General features: G+C 43.7%; 21 protein-coding genes. 15 read left to right on the forward strand and 6 right to left on the reverse strand.

Annotation, left to right across the window (positions count from 1 at the left end):
• Positions 1-39: 39 nt before the first annotated feature.
• The 3 genes from obgE to FGM00_RS13665 all read right to left on the reverse strand — a co-directional run bounded on the left by obgE (position 40) and on the right by FGM00_RS13665 (position 2640).
• A complete protein-coding gene (gene obgE / locus FGM00_RS13660) occupies positions 40-1041 on the reverse strand; it encodes a GTPase ObgE (RefSeq protein ID WP_138853449.1) in 1002 nt (333 codons plus the stop codon).
• Positions 1042-1069: 28 nt separating this feature from the next.
• Entirely contained in the window at positions 1070-1213 is a 144-nt protein-coding gene (locus FGM00_RS19835; RefSeq protein WP_175416230.1) for a hypothetical protein, read from the reverse strand.
• Positions 1214-1536: 323 nt separating this feature from the next.
• Positions 1537-2640 carry an adenylate kinase gene (locus FGM00_RS13665; RefSeq protein ID WP_138853450.1) on the reverse strand — a complete coding sequence of 368 codons (1104 nt, stop codon included), beginning with the start codon at positions 2638-2640 and terminating at the stop codon, positions 1537-1539.
• Positions 2641-2767: 127 nt separating this feature from the next.
• Here FGM00_RS13665 and FGM00_RS13670 point away from each other — a divergent pair, with 127 nt between their 5' ends.
• From FGM00_RS13670 to FGM00_RS13705, 9 genes are all read left to right on the forward strand, one after another.
• The gene (locus FGM00_RS13670) at positions 2768-3922 is read left to right on the forward strand and encodes a 5-(carboxyamino)imidazole ribonucleotide synthase (protein ID WP_138853451.1); all 1155 of its coding nucleotides are present in this window, start codon (positions 2768-2770) and stop codon (positions 3920-3922) included.
• A gap of 210 nt (positions 3923-4132) precedes the next feature.
• Positions 4133-4585: a RhuM family protein gene (rhuM, locus tag FGM00_RS19990; protein ID WP_236262784.1), complete on the forward strand. Its 453-nt coding sequence runs from the start codon at positions 4133-4135 to the stop codon at positions 4583-4585.
• Positions 4586-4629: 44 nt separating this feature from the next.
• Positions 4630-5022 (forward strand): type II toxin-antitoxin system death-on-curing family toxin, encoded by a 393-nt coding sequence (locus FGM00_RS19995; protein WP_236262785.1) that lies wholly within the window; start codon positions 4630-4632, stop codon positions 5020-5022.
• Positions 5015-5506, forward strand: coding sequence for a 5-(carboxyamino)imidazole ribonucleotide mutase (gene purE, locus FGM00_RS13680; protein WP_138853452.1), 492 nt, complete (start codon positions 5015-5017; stop codon positions 5504-5506). The genes FGM00_RS19995 and purE overlap by 8 nt, the downstream gene beginning before the upstream one ends.
• Positions 5507-5592: 86 nt before the next feature.
• On the forward strand, positions 5593-7617 hold the full coding sequence (locus FGM00_RS13685) for a M3 family metallopeptidase (protein WP_138853453.1): 2025 nt from the start codon (positions 5593-5595) through the stop codon (positions 7615-7617).
• Between the two features lie 409 nt (positions 7618-8026).
• Positions 8027-8530: a GbsR/MarR family transcriptional regulator gene (locus tag FGM00_RS13690; protein WP_138853454.1), complete on the forward strand. Its 504-nt coding sequence runs from the start codon at positions 8027-8029 to the stop codon at positions 8528-8530.
• A 52-nt stretch (positions 8531-8582) separates the two neighbouring features.
• Positions 8583-9023 (forward strand): hypothetical protein, encoded by a 441-nt coding sequence (locus FGM00_RS13695; protein WP_138853455.1) that lies wholly within the window; start codon positions 8583-8585, stop codon positions 9021-9023.
• A 10-nt stretch (positions 9024-9033) separates the two neighbouring features.
• Positions 9034-9921, forward strand: coding sequence for a class I SAM-dependent methyltransferase (locus tag FGM00_RS13700; RefSeq protein ID WP_138853456.1), 888 nt, complete (start codon positions 9034-9036; stop codon positions 9919-9921).
• Positions 9918-10826: a TIGR01777 family oxidoreductase gene (locus FGM00_RS13705; RefSeq protein ID WP_138853457.1), complete on the forward strand. Its 909-nt coding sequence runs from the start codon at positions 9918-9920 to the stop codon at positions 10824-10826. Before FGM00_RS13700 ends, FGM00_RS13705 begins: the two co-directional genes overlap by 4 nt.
• Here FGM00_RS13705 and FGM00_RS13710 read toward each other — a convergent pair.
• A complete protein-coding gene (locus tag FGM00_RS13710) occupies positions 10823-11182 on the reverse strand; it encodes a rhodanese-like domain-containing protein (RefSeq protein ID WP_138853458.1) in 360 nt (119 codons plus the stop codon). The two genes, FGM00_RS13705 and FGM00_RS13710, sit on opposite strands and share 4 nt — an antisense overlap.
• 117 nt (positions 11183-11299) lie before the next feature.
• On the opposite strand from FGM00_RS13710, the gene FGM00_RS13715 reads away from it, so the two are divergent.
• Positions 11300-11860 (forward strand): sigma-70 family RNA polymerase sigma factor, encoded by a 561-nt coding sequence (locus FGM00_RS13715; RefSeq protein WP_138854711.1) that lies wholly within the window; start codon positions 11300-11302, stop codon positions 11858-11860.
• Positions 11857-12087: a hypothetical protein gene (locus FGM00_RS13720; protein ID WP_317130220.1), complete on the forward strand. Its 231-nt coding sequence runs from the start codon at positions 11857-11859 to the stop codon at positions 12085-12087. The genes FGM00_RS13715 and FGM00_RS13720 overlap by 4 nt, the downstream gene beginning before the upstream one ends.
• Before the next feature lie 5 nt (positions 12088-12092).
• Here FGM00_RS13720 and FGM00_RS13725 read toward each other — a convergent pair whose 3' ends face one another.
• Entirely contained in the window at positions 12093-12911 is an 819-nt protein-coding gene (locus tag FGM00_RS13725) for a UbiA prenyltransferase family protein (protein WP_138853459.1), read from the reverse strand.
• 152 nt (positions 12912-13063) lie between these two features.
• On the opposite strand from FGM00_RS13725, the gene gcvP reads away from it, so the two are divergent.
• From gcvP to FGM00_RS13745, 4 genes are all read left to right on the forward strand, one after another.
• A complete protein-coding gene (gene gcvP / locus FGM00_RS13730; RefSeq protein ID WP_138853460.1) occupies positions 13064-15922 on the forward strand; it encodes an aminomethyl-transferring glycine dehydrogenase in 2859 nt (952 codons plus the stop codon).
• Positions 15923-16087: 165 nt separating this feature from the next.
• On the forward strand, positions 16088-17146 hold the full coding sequence (locus FGM00_RS13735) for a 3-oxoacyl-ACP synthase III family protein (protein WP_138854713.1): 1059 nt from the start codon (positions 16088-16090) through the stop codon (positions 17144-17146).
• Positions 17147-17222: 76 nt separating this feature from the next.
• Positions 17223-17750 (forward strand): methyltransferase domain-containing protein, encoded by a 528-nt coding sequence (locus tag FGM00_RS13740; RefSeq protein WP_138853461.1) that lies wholly within the window; start codon positions 17223-17225, stop codon positions 17748-17750.
• Between the two features lie 231 nt (positions 17751-17981).
• Positions 17982-18833: a glycosyltransferase family 2 protein gene (locus FGM00_RS13745; protein ID WP_138853462.1), complete on the forward strand. Its 852-nt coding sequence runs from the start codon at positions 17982-17984 to the stop codon at positions 18831-18833.
• Between the two features lie 62 nt (positions 18834-18895).
• Here FGM00_RS13745 and FGM00_RS13750 read toward each other — a convergent pair whose 3' ends face one another.
• Positions 18896-19405, reverse strand: a complete 510-nt coding sequence (locus FGM00_RS13750) for an OmpH/Skp family outer membrane protein (RefSeq protein ID WP_138853463.1) — start codon at positions 19403-19405, stop codon at positions 18896-18898.
• Positions 19406-19422 lie beyond the last annotated feature (17 nt).

Consider the following 19422-nt stretch of genomic DNA (forward strand, 5'->3'; position numbering starts at 1 on the left):
ATAATAATGGTTCCAGCAGTAGCCAGTTGCTATTACTATTCAGTTGTTAAGCATTGACCAAAGCTTATCCTTTAGTTCCTGAATGCCCTGTTGCGCTACCGAAGAGATAAACATAAACGAGACACCTTGTAGATCTTTTTCCAATTCAACCCGCATTTCATCCATCAATTCAGCATCGAGCATATCGCTTTTTGAGATGGCGATAAGTTTTTCTTTGTCCAACAGCTCCGGATTGTACCGACGTAGTTCGTCGAGAAGTATTTGGTATTCCTTTCCAATGTCCGTGCTATCCGCAGGAATAAGAAACAACAAGGTGGAGTTTCGTTCGATATGACGCAAAAAATAGTGCCCCAAGCCTTTCCCCTCGGCAGCGCCTTCGATGATACCGGGAATATCGGCCATCACAAAACTTTGAAAATCCCGGTACTCGACAATACCCAAATTGGGTTTTAAGGTGGTGAATTCATAGTCGCCGATTTTTGGTTTTGCAGAGGTAATTACGGACAATAATGTTGATTTCCCGGCATTCGGAAAACCTACTAGACCCACATCGGCCAAAACCTTGAGTTCTAAAATCACCGAAGTTTCCTGCCCGGACACGCCAGGCTGAGCATATCGAGGAGTTTGGTTCGTTGGGGATTTAAAATGCCAATTTCCACGACCACCCATACCGCCTTCGACCAATATTTTCTCCTCCTTATCTTCGGTAATCTCAAACAAGATCGCATTGGTCTCCACATCACGTACAACCGTTCCGAGTGGCACCTCTAGATAGGTATCCTGCCCATCGGCTCCGGAACTTCGGCCCTTGCTACCATGCTCGCCATGCCCGGCTTTAAAATGCTTTCTGAACTTAAAGGTTACTAGCGTCCATAAATTCTTATTACCCCGCAGAATTACATGACCTCCTCTACCACCATCACCGCCATCGGGACCGCCTTTTGTAATATACTTTTCACGGTGTAAATGCGCAGAGCCTTTTCCCCCATTGCCGGATTCGGCAAAAATTCTAACGTAATCTACAAAGTTGCCCTCGGTCATGGTTTCAATTTTATCGTTACCGTAACAATTAATAGTAAGGTATCGAATCGTCTAAAAAGTAAATATAGATCAGGTATCCCGCAGCCGATACGATAAAAAGCAAGAAGGCAAGGCCACAGGTAAGGAGACATCCCTTCAATCCTTCTTTAGTCCCGATTACTTCTTTTGCCATCTCGTTAATTGCTACTAAAAGCCTGTGAAAATCCAGCTTCAAAACTAGCGGTAAAAGTAGTCATTTCAGCGTAGGTGTTAAAGAGCTGATTTGATTTCATCACCCTAAATGATTTATTCGATATTCGAAAGGACTTCCTGTGGTGAGCGTTTGGTTGACTTCCTATGCGGACGAATGTGATCAACTATTTTATGGAGAGTAGCAGAAAAAGCTTCTTTGTTTTTCTGCCTAAAATGGCTTTGGTGCTCCTGCCACCAATTTAAACGATTCGCGTTTGAGTCATCGTAGAACTTTATAATTTAGGTATCGTGCTAAAAGCTTGACTACAACTCCTCGATTACCTTGGCCAAGCGTTGCGTAATATCATCGATATCACCAATGCCATTTACGCTATGAAACTTTCCCTGCGCGTCATAAAAATCTCTCAATGGCGCAGTTTTTTGATTGTATTCCTCAAAACGGTTCCTAATCTTCGTCTCGTCTTGATCGTCTGGCCTACCACTTAGCTTTCCGCGTTCCAACAAGCGCTGGACCAACACCTCGTCATTGGCCTCTAGGGCAATGGTCGCATTGATTTCCATGCCACGGGTCGCCAAAAAAGCATCTAACGCCTTTGCCTGAGCGGTAGTTCGGGGAAAACCATCGAAGATAAAACCACTGGCCTCGGCGTTCTTCTCGACCTCGTCCTGCAACATCTTTATAGTCACCTCGTCAGGTACAAGATCGCCCTTGTCCATATACGATTGCGCCAGAGCTCCCAGTTCCGTTTTGTTCTTGATGTTGTAGCGAAAGACATCTCCTGTCGAAATGTGCTTCAAATTGTATTTTTCCTTCAAATATTCGGCCTGCGTACCTTTTCCGGCACCCGGTTTTCCGAACAAAACTAAATTGATCATGTGTGGTTGGTTTAGTTGGTAAACTGCCCTTAGATTTCTGCCGAGCTCATTATAATCCAGGCCATAGCCGACTATGAATTTATTCGGTATTTCCATTCCGAAATAATCGATGGCATACTCCCCGTTATAAATCTCCGATTTATAGAACAGTGTAGCAATCTTGAATTCTTTTACCTTTATGTTCGAAAACATGTGAATCAACGCCTGTAAGGTTCGGCCGGTATCGATAATATCTTCCAGGACAATAACACTTTTGCCTTCAACCTCTTCCGAGATATCAAGCAAGGTTTCTACAATACCCGTAGAGGTAAGGCCTTGATAAGAGCTCATTTTCACGAAAGACACCTCGCAAGGATGCTGATAGGCCTTTAAAAAATCGGCGACGAACATAAACGAGCCATTAAGTACACCCACGAAAATCGGCGTCTCGTCTTTATAATCAGCAGCAACGGCATCGGCTACCTTTTGTACTGCGGCCAATATCTCGGCCTCGCTTAGGTAGGGAATAAAATTCTTATCGTGCAGTTGCATGTTTATCACATTTGGCAGGCCGCAAATATAGCATTTTGATTTTGCTTTTTTTATCCCATACCGCTTGTTTTACGAATTCAACGTATTTTTACGTTCAGTAGTGCCAAACACATTGAACTCGTACCTAATGAACTATTTTTCTTCCCATTTTAAGCTCGGTATTCTTGGTGGAGGCCAGTTAGGAAAAATGCTCCTTTACGAAACCCGAAAATTCGATATTCATACCAAAGTCTTGGAGGCCTCGGAGGATGCCCCGTGTAAAATCGCCTGTAATGAGTTCGTATTGGGAAACCTCATGGATTTCGATGCCGTGTACGACTTTGGAAAACAGGTAGATGTCCTGACCATCGAAATTGAGAACGTGAATCTCGATGCCTTGGAAAAACTGGAGGAGGAAGGGGTCAAAGTCTACCCGCCCACCAAAGCACTTCGTATTATTCAGAATAAGGCAACCCAAAAATTATTTTATGTGGACAAGGGAATCCCCACAGCCGATTTTTCGCGTTTTGCCTATGCCAGTGAAATTGAGGATGCCGTTGAAAATGAGGCATTAGATTTTCCTTTCGTTTGGAAAGCCGCCCAATTCGGCTACGATGGGCAAGGCGTGAAAATCGTACGTACTTTCGATGATTTAAAGGAACTACCTCCCGGCGAATGCATTACCGAAAAGATGATTCCGTTTAAGAACGAGTTGGCCGTTATCGTGGTTCGAAACCCGAGCGGACAAGTCGTGACCTACCCGGTCGTTGAAATGGAATTTCACCCGGAAGCAAATCAAGTAGAATATGTCATTTGTCCTGCGCGTATTGATGAGAACGTGGCGGAAAAAGCACAGGAAATCGCTTTGAACGTTTCCCGTGAAATCGGTCATATCGGTATTTTGGCCGTGGAAATGTTCCAAACCCAAGACGACAAAATACTGGTAAACGAAGTAGCCCCAAGACCCCACAATAGTGGACATTACAGTATTGAAGCGAGTTACACGAACCAATTCGAACAGCATATTCGGGCCATTTTAGACCTACCCCTAGGACGTACCGACAGCAAGGTCGCCGGAATTATGGTCAATCTGGTAGGGGCTGAAGGGCACACCGGTGATGTGGTCTACGAAAACATACGAGAAATCATGGCTATGGAGGGCGTCACCCCTCACGTTTATGGAAAGAAACAAACCAGGCCTTTTCGCAAAATGGGGCATGTGACAATCGTGAACGAAGACATTAATGAAGCGCGAAGAATTGCGCAGAGAGTGAAAGAAACTATTCACGTAGTTTCGCAATAGTGGTTTGTACAATTGTGAAATAACAAACTAATGAGCTTGGTAAAAATTCCGCCAAATACGCTCAAATCATCTTTAACAGTCCGGTTTTCCAAATAGTTTAGAAAGTAAATTTTATACATCATAAAAGCCTCAAGTTCAAATATCGTTTTTTATCAAAGTGATGACGGTCAAACGCTTCTCGATGTAACCCTGGAAAATGAATCTGTTTGGTTGACCATTGAACAAATGGCGGACTTGTTCAAAAAAGCGAAGTCGACTATAAATGAACACATACTCAACATATACAAAGAGGGTGAGTTACCAAAAGAAGAATCTTTGAGAAAAATCGGAATTTCCGATTTTTCTACCAAACCAACTAATTTTTATAACCTTGATACTATTATTTCAGTAGGCTATAGGGTCAAATCTAAAGAAGGTGTTTTATTCAGAAGGTGGGCCAATCAAGTTATTAAAGAATATCTTATAAGAGGCTACTCTATTAATCAAAAACGTCTAAAACAAATTGAGAAAGAGGTGAAATTCCTGCGTTCCGGTATTCAGATAGTCAGCAGGGCAATAGAAGAAAAGGCAAATGAAGAAGGTTTTGAATATTTAAACCAATTTGCCAAAGGATTTTCCCTTTTAGACGACTACGACCATGAAAATTTAGACAAAAGGGATTAACCCAAAGAGAGGCAGCGTATCCTAAACGAGTTGACTACCAAGCAATGATCGACCAAATGAAGGCTGAGTTTAAATCCGATGTCTTCGGTTTAGAAAAAGACCAAAGTTTTGAAAGCGCCATAGCACAGATTTCAAAAGGATTTGATGAAACTGATTTCTATTCGAGTTTGGAAGAAAAAGCCGCAATGTTGTTATATTTAGTGGTTAAAAACCATGCCTTCGCGGACGGGAACAAAAGAATTGCCGCGGCTTGCTTTTTAATGTTTCTTCAATATAATGATAGTCTTACCGATGAATTCGGAAATACCATCATCAGCAATGAAGCACTCGCCAGTTTGACCTTGTTTATAGCTTCGAGCAAACCCGAGGAAATGGAAACAGTAAAAAAATTAGTCATTAGCATTCTAAATAGAAACAAAAATCAAAAGGATGAGTAAAGTAGCCGTAGTAATGGGAAGCACCAGCGACCTACCCGTAATGCAGGAAGCCATAGATATATTGAAAGGTTTCGACATCGAGGTGGATGTGGATATCGTTTCGGCCCATCGTACCCCTGAAAAGCTTTTCGATTTCAGCAAAAATGCACATACGAACGGTTATTCCGTTATTATTGCCGGGGCGGGTGGTGCGGCACACTTACCGGGAATGGTCGCCTCATTATCTCCCTTGCCCGTAATCGGCGTGCCCGTAAAGAGCAGCAATTCTATCGATGGGTGGGACTCTATCCTCTCTATTCTTCAAATGCCTGGTGGTGTCCCCGTAGCGACCGTAGCATTAAACGGGGCGAAAAATGCCGGTATCCTCGCTGCGCAGATCATAGGAGCCTCCGACAAATGTGTTCTGGATAAGATTGTGCTGTATAAAGAGGGATTGAAACAAAAGGTCATCGAAGGAGCGAAATCAGTAAGCAGTAAGCAGTAGCAGTTGGCAGTAGCAGTACTATAATTGCCGATTATCCATTGGACAATCCGAACCTTTCAAATAAACCTATAAACTCATAAAACCTTATGAACCCCCTACTATCAGAATTCGATTTAGCCCCATTTTCCAAAATCAAGAACGAACATTTTAAACCTGCCTTTTTACAGGCAATGGAGGCCGCTAGATCGGAAATCGATGCCATCACCGCAAACCGGGAAAAACCCACCTTTGAAAACACCATCGAAGCTTTGGAATTTTCAGGCCAGCAGTTAGATCGCGTTTCGAGTGTATTTTTCAATTTAAATTCCGCTGAAACGAACGAAAAAATCCAGCAAATAGCGCAGGAGGTTTCTCCCCTACTTGCCGAATTCGGAAATGATATTACCTTGAACGAGGCCTTGTTCAAAAGAATAAAATCGGTTTATGGGCAGAAGGATGCACTTTCCCTTTCCGTCGAACAGCAAACGCTATTGGACAAACGCTACAAAAGCTTTAGTCGTAACGGAGCCAATCTTCCCGACGACAAAAAGAAACGACTTCGGGAAATCGATGCCGAAGCGTCTAAATTGAAGTTAAAATTCGGTGAAAACGTTTTGGCCGAGACCAATAAGTACCAAAAACATATTACCAATGAGGCGGATCTGGACGGTTTGCCCGATGGCGCCAAGGAAGCTGCCGCACAATTGGCCAAATCAAAGGATAAGGAGGGCTGGTTGATTACGTTGGATTATCCCAGCTACATTCCGTTCATGAAATACGCCAAGAATAGGGAATTACGAAAAGAACTCTCGATGGCTTTCGGAAGTAAATCGTTTAAGGGCGATGCCTTGGACAATCAGGAAATTGTGCTTAAAATCGCGAAGCTACGTCAGGAACGGGCCAATCTTTTAGGATATAAAACCCATGCCCATTTTGTTCTGGAAGAGCGTATGGCCGAAACCCCGGAAAATGTACATTCCTTTTTGAACGAATTACTCGATAAAGCCAAACCGGCCGCGGAACGCGAATTTGAACAATTGGAAAACTTCGCCAAAGACCTTGACGGAATCGATAGGTTGGAGAAATGGGATGGGAGCTACTACTCCGAAAAGCTCAAGCAAAAGCTGTTCAGTTTGGACGATGAGCAATTGAAGCCTTATTTTAAATTGGAAAATGTTATCGAGGGCGTTTTCTTGGTTGCGGAAAAATTGTTCGGACTGCAATTCGAACAAGTATCGGATATCGATACCTATCACAAAGAGGTCAAGACCTTTCGCGTTTACGATTCGGACAAAAACCTCATTTCTATCTTCTATGCCGATTTTCATCCCCGGCCCGGCAAGCGTGGCGGTGCCTGGATGACTTCCTTTAAACCGCAATGCAAAAGAAATGGTGAAAACGTGCGCCCGCATATTTCGAATGTGTGCAATTTTACACCATCCACACCCACAAAACCATCCCTTTTGACCTTTAATGAGGTAACCACCTTGTTTCATGAATTCGGCCACGGATTGCATGGGATGCTGGCCAACACCACCTACCCTAGTCTCTCGGGAACATCGGTCTATTGGGATTTTGTGGAGCTCCCTAGTCAAGTGATGGAAAACTGGTGTTACGAAAAGGAAGCTTTGGAACTATTTGCCACGCATTACGAGACAGGGGAAATCATCCCTATGGAATTGATAAGGAAAATAAAGGAGTCGGCGACCTTTCAGGAAGGGATGCAAACCTTACGACAACTCAGTTTTGGCCTGTTGGACATGTCGTGGCACGGAGCCGACCCTTCCGACATTACAGATGTAAAAGCACATGAAACGGCAGCCTTCGCGGGTACGAATTTATATCCAGACACACCGGAAACCTGTATGAGTACTTCTTTTGCCCATATCTTCCAAGGCGGCTATTCTTCCGGCTATTACAGCTATAAATGGGCCGAAGTGTTGGATGCGGATGCCTTTGCCTATTTCAAGGAAAAAGGAATTTTCAATAAGGAAGTCGCCTCAAAGTTCAAAGAGCATGTGCTATCTAAAGGGGGTACGGAAAAACCTATGGTTCTGTACAAACGATTTCGTGGTGCCGAACCTCAGGTGGAAGCTCTGTTGAAAAGAGCAGGACTACTCGTGGAAGATTAAGTTCAGTAAGAGTATGGGGATTCTTTCGATTTGAAAGTTGATGCTCTTGGCGTGAAATAGTATACTGGAAGAACTAAAGTCCCGCATCATTTTTGAGCCATCCGCTCCATACGAATTGAAAACGAATGCCCGAGACCATAGGGCAGGTAGTTCCAAGGCACAGCGCTTCGGGGATTTTTAATAAATGTGGAAATAATTACGTCCGGGCGAAAAAAGTTACCGCTCTACGATATGAACCAAAGGCATTCGAACGTTTTTTTCAAGAAGTTTTTTAGAAATATGCGTATGGCCTTTCAACCGCCTTCCTTTGAAGAATGACCTACACGGATAAAAATGGCGTATGAACGAAAATCGACAAAATAACTTTCAATAATTTCTAAAAGTTTAAAAATATTCGTATATTCGTTTTATGGAATTTCAAGAAGCCAAAGAAAAATTCATCAGCACATGGGGTAGTTTGGGTACCTTATGGGGCATCAACAAAGCCATGGCGCAGATTCAGGCCTTGCTTTTTGTTTCCACCAAACCACTCTCGATGGAAGATATTATGGGAGAATTAAAAATATCCCGTGGCAACACCAGTATGAATCTAAGACAATTGATGGACTGGGGCATCGTTACCAAAGAGCTGGTGCCCGGAGAGCGTCGGGAATATTTTTCTACCGAGAAAGACGTTCAGGAACTGGCAAGAATCATTGCCAAAGAACGGAGCAGACGGGAGATAAAACCAGTAATCAAAACCTTGTATGAGGTAAGTAGTATAAAAGATGATGGGAGTACCGCCACCAAAGAGCTTATCAAACAGACCAAAGCCCTATATGATTTGGCCGATACCGCCGACAGCATGCTGAATAAAATTGTAAACCAAAAACAGAACTGGTTGACCAAGTCTTTATTGAAAATGTTCAAGTAAAAAAATTTATTAATTACTTTCAATAATTATTGAAATTTTAAAAACATAAAAAATGACCTATAACGTTCCAAATTGGTTGATTATCCTGGGAGGCATCGGCCAGATTTTTACCGCACTCATCTACCCCTATATCAGGCACAAAGTGTTCGATTGGTACAACGATGTCAAACAGTTGAAACCCTTAAATCAAGAGATTGCCAAAACCTATGGCCGCTATATTCAAGGGCTTAACTTCTCTTTCGGGCTCATTGCCATTCTTCTACACACCGATTTGCAGAATGGAACACGACTTGCCTTGGCCCTAACAGGACTGATAGCTGCCTATTGGATCGGAAAGGTAGCCACACAGATTGCCTATTACCCGATGTACGAAATTCCGAAAAAGATGATTTTTAGGGTGGGTGGTTACGGTATGAATATCCTCTTTACCTTATTTGCCGTAGTCTTCGCCTGGCTGTTCGCAGTCAATCTAATCGCCTATTTTAACCTTTAAATACCCATATATGAAATCCACGACCCTCTATCAAGAAAAAATCCTGGAAAAGGAAATCTCACGGAACGCTTTGGACATCATCGATTTTTACAATGAAGCCACTGAGGATTATGCATTTTGGAGTAAAGACTACAATATGCACTTCGGGTATTTTACTCTTTTCAAATCGAACCTGTTTAAAAGAGATTCCATGTTGAACGAAATGAACCGTCAAGTATTGAAACGGTTGAATTTTAATGATAAAAAAGCCCTACTGGCCGATTTAGGTTGTGGTATGGGCGGTACCATGCGCTACGCCTTGAACCGATTCAAAAATCTCTCTGCTGTCGGTGTTACCCTTTCGGGCTTTCAATGTACGGAAGGAAACAAGTTATTGTCTGCCAAAAAAGGCACCATCCTAAAAGAAAATTTTAATAACACCTCCCTGCCCTCCTCCGCTTTTGACGGGGCCGTCGCCATTGAAAGCTTCTGCCATTCGGGGCATAGCCCAAAATCGTTCGAGGAGGCGCACCGAATCCTCAAAAAAGGCGGTAAACTGGTCATTGCCGATGCATTTCTTAAAAAGAGGCCAGAAAAACTTCGATACAGTGGCGCGTTATCCTATAAAAAACTATGTGACCATTGGAACTTGGAGCAATTGGGCGCTATTCAAACGGTTGAAGAACAGCTCAAAGCACAAGGATTTTCAAAGGTTGAAATAGAAGACATTTCCCTCAGGGTCGCTCCCTCAGTGCTGCATGTACCTTTTGCCATCTCGGGCTTCGTTCTCCAAAAACTTTTTGGGACCGGCCACTTAAAAAGGGAAAGTCTCCACAATTTAAAAGGATCTTTCTATGCTTTGCTGTCCGGATTGCACATGAAAAGTTTTGGATACTATTTAATCAGCGCTACAAAATGAAAAAGATGATTATCGCCGGCGGAACAGGCTTTCTAGGAAACGCCTGTATTGATTACTTTAAATCGAGCTATGACATGATCTACGTTCTTACCAGAGGAAGACTTAGGCAGCTAGACAACGTACATTATGTGAATTGGGATGCAAAAACCCTTGGAGACTGGTGTACCCATATCAACGATTGCGATGTGCTGATCAACATGACAGGGCGTTCGGTAGATTGCAGGTACACTGCCAAGAACAAAAATAGCATCTTGAACTCCCGTACGAATTCAACGTCCGTTTTGGGCGAGGCCTTGGCCAAAGCAAAGCATCCGCCTAGGCTATGGTTAAACTCCTCGACCGCGACCATTTACCGACATTCATTAGTAGCGGAAATGGGAGAGGAAAATGGTGAAATCGGCAATGGGTTTTCCGTGGATGTCGCAAAAGCTTGGGAGAGCGCTTTCTTTTCTGTTCCTATACCAAATACCCGAAAAGTTGCCCTTCGCACCAGTATCGTTCTTGGAAAGGGAGGTGGCGCACTTCGACAGATAAAAAATTTGGCCAAAATCGGTTTTGGCGGAAAACAGGGTTCAGGAAATCAAAAGTTTAGTTGGATTCACTTGACCGACTTCCTTAGGGCCATAAGACATCTTATCGAAAATGAAACCCTTGAGGGTCCCGTAAATCTCGTAGCACCCAAACCGGTCACCAATACCGCGCTAATGAAAGCAGTGCGAAAATCAGTGGGAATGCCTTTTGGAATACCGCTGTCCAAGGTTCTATTAGAAATAGGTGCTCGCATCATCGGGACCGAAACGGAACTGGTACTCAAAAGTAGAAATGTAGTTCCGAAAAAATTGGTGCATTCAGGATTTGAATTCAACTACAGAAGCTTGGACGCGGCCCTTGAGGAGGCCATTTAATTTTTTAGGGGCGCCTGTACCGCGTCATAACCTCCTTCAAGGTTCACAACGTTCTCAAAGCCCATGGAAATCAACTTTTCCTGGGCTTTTATGCTTCTTCCACCCTTTTTGCAATACACATAAATGGTCTCATCTTTGCCTATCGACTGAAACTGTTCAGCAAAATTATCATCTTGCCAATTGATGTTCAGCGCGTTTTCCAAATGGCCTCCTGCATATTCCTCCGGGGTTCGAACATCCACTAAAACAACACTTTTGAGTTCGTCCTGCGATACTTCCGTAATAGGCCTTGACGTAATTTGTACACAGGACCCCATTAAAACAAATAAAAGAACGATCAGGCGAAGAAATTTCATAAGAATACATTTTAATCAAAGATAAAAAATAGGATTGCAGCAAAAATTTTTGAACAGCACGAAATTTTAGAGGTAATTACATGCAATTCCACTACTTTTGAAACCCACGATAGAATGATGACAGCTCACCAACTCAATCCGAATTCTTGGGTAGATGCCTATGCAGACTACTTGTTCAACTATGCAATCGGCCGCGTCAGTGATGCCGAAGTCGCAAAGGATTTGGTACAAGAAACGTTCTTTGCCGGCCTAAAATCGGCTAAAAACTATAAAGGCGAGGCCGCCGAGCGCACATGGCTAATCGCTATTTTAAAGCGAAAAGTCATCGACCACTACCGTAAGAGCAACTCTAAAAAAGGGAAAGCAGAGGTGCGTATGCGCTACAGTTCCAATACCGATTCTGATGGGGATTGGCTGGAGGAGCAGGTAGCAGACCCTTTTAGCGTACTAGAAAACGATACTATTGAAAACGAGGAATTAGGTCTCGCAATACATGATTGTATCGCCAAGCTTCCTAAAAAACAAGCAACGGTTTTCAAAATGAAAACCATTCAGGGCATCAGCACTGAGGACATTTGTAAGGAGCTTGATATTAATCCGTCAAATCTTTGGGTAATGATACATCGGGCGCGAACCGCTTTGATGGGCTGCCTGAACAAAAACTGGTTCGATTCATGATGATTTCCTGCGAAAAAGCTGCATTGATTTGCAATAAGACCCAATATGAGGAGGCGACCTCTTGGGAAAAATTCAAACTTCGTTTTCATTTGCTCATTTGTAAGACGTGTTCAAAGTTTTCCGAACAGAACGGGCAACTGACTTCAATTTGCGAAAAGGCTAAATTACAGGCGTTATCCGAAGAACAGAAAAGCCAAATGAAGGAACAGCTTAGCAATAAGGGCTAGGCAGTTCACTTTGCCGTTACCCATAGCCACACCACCCAAACAATCGGAATCCCCTCAACCCAAAACGAGGCAAAGTATTGAGATTGCCGTTGTTTTGCTAGCAATAACGCCATAATCAGCATACCCGATAAAATCCCTTTTTCGAAGAGCTCCCCGGGTTCTATGCTATCCTTCAAAAAAATACCTATAAAGAATATTGCCGTCAGCAACAATCCGAAAATCTTGGTTCTCCGAACCCCGAAAATCTGGGGTAAGGTCTGTAGTTCCCGGGCATCGTAGCGCAGATCACGTATCTCGAAAGGGAGTATCAATATCAGGACCAGTAAAAAACGTTGCCCTGTTTCAATATAAATATCCCACGAAAGCGCTTGCCCAACCTCCAAACAGGGTAGTATTACCGTAGTCCCGGCCCACACGCCCGCTACGATGAAAATTTTGAGTCCGCTCCAACTCCTAAGATTTTTAGCCCTTGGCAGAACGGGCACGGCATAAAGACCGGTCATTAAAACCAAAATAATTATGCCTACCCACGTCTCCGTTTTAAGGAAAAAGGCATGATCCACTGCGATTAGAAGGCAAACGATACTGAAAAATTGAATGTTTTTATGGTATAGATTGGTCAGTTTAAGATACTTTTCAGCCTCTGGACCATATTTTACAAAATTATAACAGCTTATCGACCCAAAAAAAAGGAAACATACCAAGTGGAAATCAAACGGAATGTTTAAGAGTAGACTTGTTGCCATAACCAGTGCCACGATCGCAAAGGCAACATGAATACTGGCATCGAGATAAAAATCGAAAAGGCGATGTAAACGCTGCATTAAACAAAAGTAGCCAAAGTGTTTATAACCCCACATTTTGGTTAAAAACTTTACTGCCGTTCGTCGATTAAAGGCCGTATTTCAGGCAATAAATACTTAATTTTGCCAAACGAATTTTGAACCTTAATCAGGTTCTTCAATACAGTGAGATTATGAGAACCGACTTGTTCGCATCACGCCATATCGGCATCAGGGAAGATGACCTTCAACACATGTTAAAGACTATTGATGTCGATAACCTGGAACAGCTCATTCACGAGACCATTCCAAGCGAAATTCGATTGCAACGACCGCTGCAATTGCCAAATCCAATGAGCGAACATGAATTCTTGGCACATATTCAAGAACTATCCGAAAAAAACAAGGTGTTCAAGACCTATATCGGGCTGGGCTATAATGAATGTATTACGCCATCGGTCATCAAACGCAATATTTTGGAAAATCCGGGCTGGTATACCGCGTACACCCCTTACCAAGCCGAAATCGCCCAAGGACGCCTAGAGGCCCTTTTAAATTTTCAGACCGTGGTATCGGACCTTACCGGAATGGAGCTGGCCAATGCTTCCTTATTGGACGAGAGTACAGCAGCTGCCGAGGCGATGACGATGCTTTATGATGTACGGAGCAGGGAACAAAAGAAAAACGAGGTATTGAAATTCTTCGTTTCCGAAGAGGTTTTACCACAAACGATTTCCCTCTTACGAACGAGATCAACCCCATTGGGCATTGAGCTTATTATCGGAAACCATGAAGAATTTACATTCGACAATGACTTTTACGGCGCTTTGCTGCAATATCCTGGCAAGCACGGACAAATTCATGATTACGAGGCATTCGTAACAAAGGCCAAAGCAAACGATATTAAAGTAGCCGTTGCCGCCGATATTTTGAGTTTGGTGCTTTTAAAGGCTCCGGGCGAATTTGGTGTGGATGTGGTTGTGGGCACCACCCAGCGTTTCGGAATTCCTTTAGGTTATGGCGGGCCCCATGCTGCTTTTTTCGCCACCAGGGAAGCTTACAAAAGAAGTATTCCCGGTCGCATTATAGGGGTTACCAAGGATACGGATGGCAATCATGCATTACGCATGGCCTTGCAGACTAGAGAGCAACACATTAAACGGGACAAGGCAACCTCTAATATTTGTACCGCGCAGGTATTGCTTGCCGTCATGGCGGGTATGTATGCCGTGTATCATGGACCAAAAGGATTGAAATTTATTGCCGAACAAGTACATTCCAAAACTAAATCCCTTTCTCAAAAACTTGGCAAATCCGGCTTCCAACAACTCAACTCTTCTTTCTTCGATACTATCTTGGTAGACGTTGGGGATGTTGAAAAACTGAAATCCATCGCAGAGCAAAAAGGAATCAATTTTAATTATATCGATACAGGGCTGGTTTCCATTTCAATCAATGAAGCAACCACCAATCAAGACATCGATAGCATACTTTCCTGTTTTAATGAGCTGGAAAAAGAATCAAATAACCAATCGTCGGGTTCAGATAGTACTGAAGAGGTTATTCCCAATTCAGTGCAAAGAAATACGCCGTTCCTTCAAAACGAAGTCTTTAATTCGCATCATTCCGAAACCGAATTAATGCGCTACATCAAAAAATTGGAACGCAAAGACCTGGCGTTAAACCACTCGATGATTTCGTTGGGCAGTTGCACCATGAAACTAAACGCAGCGTCGGAGATGTTGCCGTTGAGCTGGGCGCAGTGGGGCAGCATTCACCCCTTCGTCCCCATCGACCAAGCGGAAGGCTATCAAATCGTTTTAGAAGAGCTGGCCAAAAACCTTTCAGAAATCACCGGTTTTGCCGGTACTTCGCTACAGCCCAATTCAGGGGCTCAAGGCGAATATGCAGGCCTGATGACCATTCGCGCCTATCACGAATCCAGAAACGAGGGCCATCGGGATATCTGTATCATTCCGGCTTCCGCCCATGGTACCAATCCCGCTTCGGCAGTAATGGCCGGCATGAAGGTCGTCGTGACCAAGACCGATGAAAGAGGGAATATCGATGTCGCCGATTTAGAGGAAAAGGTCATCGCACATTCCCAAAATCTCGCAGCGCTGATGGTAACCTATCCTTCTACACACGGGGTATTTGAGTCCTCCATCAAAAAAATCACCAATATGATACACGACCATGGGGGTCAGGTATATATGGATGGTGCCAATATGAATGCCCAAGTGGGTCTTACCAATCCGGCCACTATCGGCGCCGATGTTTGTCACTTGAACCTTCACAAGACTTTTGCCATTCCGCATGGCGGTGGCGGCCCGGGCGTCGGACCTATTTGCGTTGCACCCCAACTTGTACCTTTTCTTCCCGGGAATCCGATTATAAAGACAGGTGGTGAACAAGCGATAAGCGCTATTTCGGCAGCCCCTTGGGGAAGCTCCTTAGCCTGTTTGATATCCTACGGATATATCAAAATGTTAGGGGAAGAGGGTTTAAGACATTCCACCGAAATCGCCATTTTGAATGCGAATTATATCAAACATCGTCTCAACGGCAAGTACGAGGTTCTTTATACCGGGGAACAAGGCCGTGCGGCACATGAAATGATTTTAGACTGTAGACCTTTTAAGCAAAATGGTATCGAAGTGACGGATATCGCCAAGCGCTTAATGGATTATGGTTTTCATGCACCAACCGTTTCCTTTCCTGTAGCGGGCACGGTTATGATCGAACCTACGGAAAGTGAAAACCTTGCCGAACTGGATCGCTTTTGTGATGCGATGATTTCCATCAGACATGAAATCGATGCGGCAACGGCCGAAGACCCGAACAATGTGCTAAAGAATTCACCGCATACGCTGGCCATGGCCACAAGTGACGAATGGAATTTCCCATACAGCAGACAGAAAGCCCTTTTCCCACTTCCATATGTTTCCGAGAACAAGTTCTGGCCCTCCGTCCGAAGGGTAGACGATGCCTATGGCGATCGTAATTTAATTTGTACCTGCGCCCCTATCGAAGCATATGCCGAAGTAGAGTAAACCTCCATAAACAATAGACTAAAAGCCTTTTCAACCTCCCGAAAAGGCTTTTCTAATTTCTAAAAAATAGCCGATATTCCTTATGAACATCGTAATCGATATTATGCATGCATAATAATTTGTTGAGAATAGGCTATGTTTAAACTACCTAACCACACTCCAATGATAAATAGTGCAATTACCGGTACCGGAAGTTATGTTCCTTCGCTCTTGGTAGCGAACCAGCAATTCGAGCAAAACGAATTCCTGAACTCGGACGGGAGTCCATTTAAACACCCCAACCCCGTCATTATAGAAAAATTCCAAGCCATAACAGGTATTGCCGAACGCCGGTATGCAGAAGCCAATCTCAACACCTCCGATATTGCATTTCTGGCTGCAGAAAAAGCCATAGCAGATGCCGGAATCGATAAAGAGGAGCTTGACTATATAATTTTCGCCCATAACTTTGGTGATGTCGCCCATGGTCAATCCCAAGGGGATACGCTCCCGAGCCTTGCCAGTAGGGTAAAGCATTTGTTGCGCATTAAAAACGTAAAATGTGTGGCCTACGACTTGCTTTTCGGCTGCCCTGGGTGGATCGAGGGCGTTATACAGGCCAATGCCTTTATTAAAAGTGGTATCGCCAAAAAGTGCTTGGTTATCGGTGCCGAGACCCTCTCGCGTATCGTAGACCCCTTTGATCGCGACTCTATGATTTATTCCGACGGGGCGGGTGCCACAATCGTAGCCGCCGATACCGAAGGAGGCCAGCTGCTATCACATGCGAGCGGTACCTATGCCCACGATGAGGCCTTTTTTCTATTCTACGGCAAGTCTTATAAAAACGATGCTAAAAAGGATACCAAGTACATAAAGATGTACGGTCGAAAGATTTATGAATTTGCGGTAACCCACGTTCCAGGAGCTATGAAAAGTTGTTTGGACGAAAGTGGTGTGGCTATTTCGGATATAAAGAAAATTTTCATTCACCAAGCCAATGAAAAAATGGACGAAGCCATCGTAAAACGCTTCTACGGACTTTACAATATGGAAGTTCCCGACGGTATTATGCCTATGAATATCCGCGAGATGGGCAATAGTTCGGTTGCGACGATACCTACCCTCTTCGATATGGTGCGCAACGGAAAATTGGAAAATCACCAAATACAAAAGGGCGATGTTGTTATCTTTGCAAGTGTGGGCGCTGGTATGAATGTAAATGCGATCGTCTACAAAGTTTAAAGGAGTTTCTCGTTTCTATTGTTTCATGTTGCGACCAAGCCTGAAACCTGAAACTTGCAACCTGACACTGAAATAGATGTACGAAAAGACCTTTCCGAACAAACGATTTCAACACACTTTAGCTTTCCTACAAAAGCACGTTGGTACCGACGAAACCGTGTTAGACTTGGGCGTGCCCAATCCGTTTTCCGAAATTATGGTCGAACACGGATATACTGTCGAAAATACCGGCGGGGAAGACCTGGATATCGACTTTAGTACCATTGAACAATCTGACGCTACAGTGGTCACGGCCTTCGAGATATTCGAGCACCTCATCGCACCTTTCAACGTACTCCGAGAACTAAAAGCAGACAAGCTGGTCGCGAGCATCCCCATGAGGCTTTGGTTTTCGCCGGCCTATCAAAGTAAGACAGACCCTTGGGACCGTCATTATCATGAATTCGAAGACTGGCAATTCGATTGGTTGTTGGAAAAGGCCGGGTGGGTAATTAAAGACCGGGCAAAATGGACAAATCCCGTAAAAAAAATCGGCATTAGGCCTTTGCTGCGGCAGTTTACCCCCAGATACTACATCGTTTATGCTGAAAAAATCCGGAATTAAAAATTTACTTGTTTAGGTACGGTCTGAAAGACTCCTTTCCTACCCTAAAAAAGGGCAAGGATTTTAGCTAGGAAAGCACAAAACTCATAAAAAATTTGTGAAGCAAATCCTTTCAAATTTAGCAGCCAATAGGCATCAAGCCCGTTTACCTTGTGGTTGAGCCAATTATGGATTAGTTTCGCAAGAGCTTATAAATATATATTGTCGGTGAGGCTATTTGAATAACCTGTTATGGACTACTACATTATCATTCCTGCGCATAACGAGGAGGCTTTTCTGGCCGATACCCTTACCTCGGTCTTACGACAAAGTCTACTTCCAAAAAAGATTATCGTCGTAAACGACAATTCGGATGATGCTACCGGAAAGATCATTGAGGAATTTATGCAACTTTGTCCTATCATACAACAAGTGAAGCACACCTCCTCGGAAGACCACATGCCGGGCAGCAAAGTCATCAAAGCATTCAACAAAGGACTGGAACACCTGGATTCCGACTATGATTTTCTGGTAAAATTGGATGCCGATTGTATACTACCGGATACTTATTTCGAGCGGTTGGCATACGTTTTCAAAGGTAACCCCAAGGTTGGCATAGCAGGAGGATTTGCGTACGAAAAAGATAATCATGACCAATGGAAACTGAACCACCCGATGAACGACGATCACGTTAGGGGCGCCTTTAAAGCGTACTCTAAAAGTTGTTTTAAGGCCATAGGTGGTCTACGGCAGGCAATGGGATGGGATACCCTGGACGAGCTTTTGGCCCAGTACCATGACTACGAAATCCATACCGACCATAGATTGCAGGTGAAGCATCTCCGGCCAACGGGCACTGCATACAACCAAAAGGCCAAACTCTTACAGGGCAAGGCCATGTATGCCATGGGCTATGGGTTTGGAATCACCTTTGTGGCATCGGTGAAAATGGCATTCAAACAACGTAAGCTAAACGCTTTTTTTGATAATATGGAGGGCTTTCTAACCGCACGTCGAAATAACGAACCGCTCTTGGTGAACGAGGAAGAAAGTAAGTTCATTCAAAAGCTTCGGTGGAAAAATATGCTGAAAAAGTTGAGTTAAGAGTATAAAAAAACCACCCCGATACACACGGGATGGTTTCGTCTATACCTAATTAGGAACTTTTAAATTCCCAACTCTTTCTTTACGTCGGCCAAAAGATCTTTTCCGGTAGCTACGATAAGTCCACCTCCGGGTTGCGCATCGATAACATACTCGATTCCTTGATCAGCTGCAACTTTTTCGATAGCAGTCTTGGCTATTTTGGAAATCGGCTCGAAAAGCTCTGCTTGCTTTTTCTGAAGTTCTTGCTGCGCATTCTGATTCGCTTCACCGATCGTCTTTTGCATACCCTGTAATTCTACCGCTCTCTTCTCGTTTTCTTCCTTCGATTTCGATTGCGCTTCGTTTTGGTACTGGGTAGCCTTATTTTGAAATTCGGTCATTGCGGCCTCGATATCGGCGTTATAGGTTTCGGACAGTTTTTTCAATTCCGCCTCCGCTGTTTTCATTGCTGGCATTGCCGATAGCAATTGGGTCACATCAATATGTGCGACTTTACTTTGTGCTGTTACAAAACTGGTAGCTGCTACGAACATCACCACGGCTACTGCTATTGTCTTAAAATGTTTCATGAGTTGTAATTTAAAAT

It is taken from the genome of Aggregatimonas sangjinii (assembly GCF_005943945.1).
In the GTDB taxonomy this organism is placed as follows: Bacteria; Bacteroidota; Bacteroidia; order Flavobacteriales; family Flavobacteriaceae; genus Pelagihabitans; species Pelagihabitans sangjinii.

Bases quoted from the DNA above. Each gene is read 5' to 3' on its own strand.
- FGM00_RS19995 (WP_236262785.1), top strand. From the start codon at position 4,630: ATGATCGACCAAATGAAGGCTGAGTTTAAATCCGATGTCTTCGGTTTA.
- FGM00_RS13700 (WP_138853456.1), top strand. From the start codon at position 9,034: ATGAAATCCACGACCCTCTATCAAGAAAAAATCCTGGAAAAGGAAATC.
- FGM00_RS13745 (WP_138853462.1), top strand. From the start codon at position 17,982: ATGGACTACTACATTATCATTCCTGCGCATAACGAGGAGGCTTTTCTG.
- purE (WP_138853452.1), top strand. From the start codon at position 5,015: ATGAGTAAAGTAGCCGTAGTAATGGGAAGCACCAGCGACCTACCCGTA.
- gcvP (WP_138853460.1), top strand. From the start codon at position 13,064: ATGAGAACCGACTTGTTCGCATCACGCCATATCGGCATCAGGGAAGAT.
- FGM00_RS13750 (WP_138853463.1), bottom strand. From the start codon at position 19,405: ATGAAACATTTTAAGACAATAGCAGTAGCCGTGGTGATGTTCGTAGCA.
- FGM00_RS13740 (WP_138853461.1), top strand. From the start codon at position 17,223: ATGTACGAAAAGACCTTTCCGAACAAACGATTTCAACACACTTTAGCT.
- FGM00_RS13705 (WP_138853457.1), top strand. From the start codon at position 9,918: ATGAAAAAGATGATTATCGCCGGCGGAACAGGCTTTCTAGGAAACGCC.
- FGM00_RS13670 (WP_138853451.1), top strand. From the start codon at position 2,768: ATGAACTATTTTTCTTCCCATTTTAAGCTCGGTATTCTTGGTGGAGGC.
- FGM00_RS13695 (WP_138853455.1), top strand. From the start codon at position 8,583: ATGACCTATAACGTTCCAAATTGGTTGATTATCCTGGGAGGCATCGGC.
- FGM00_RS13685 (WP_138853453.1), top strand. From the start codon at position 5,593: ATGAACCCCCTACTATCAGAATTCGATTTAGCCCCATTTTCCAAAATC.
- FGM00_RS13665 (WP_138853450.1), bottom strand. From the start codon at position 2,640: ATGCAACTGCACGATAAGAATTTTATTCCCTACCTAAGCGAGGCCGAG.
- FGM00_RS13725 (WP_138853459.1), bottom strand. From the start codon at position 12,911: ATGCAGCGTTTACATCGCCTTTTCGATTTTTATCTCGATGCCAGTATT.
- FGM00_RS13720 (WP_317130220.1), top strand. From the start codon at position 11,857: ATGATGATTTCCTGCGAAAAAGCTGCATTGATTTGCAATAAGACCCAA.
- FGM00_RS13710 (WP_138853458.1), bottom strand. From the start codon at position 11,182: ATGAAATTTCTTCGCCTGATCGTTCTTTTATTTGTTTTAATGGGGTCC.
- obgE (WP_138853449.1), bottom strand. From the start codon at position 1,041: ATGACCGAGGGCAACTTTGTAGATTACGTTAGAATTTTTGCCGAATCC.
- FGM00_RS13690 (WP_138853454.1), top strand. From the start codon at position 8,027: ATGGAATTTCAAGAAGCCAAAGAAAAATTCATCAGCACATGGGGTAGT.
- FGM00_RS13715 (WP_138854711.1), top strand. From the start codon at position 11,300: ATGACAGCTCACCAACTCAATCCGAATTCTTGGGTAGATGCCTATGCA.
- FGM00_RS19835 (WP_175416230.1), bottom strand. From the start codon at position 1,213: ATGGCAAAAGAAGTAATCGGGACTAAAGAAGGATTGAAGGGATGTCTC.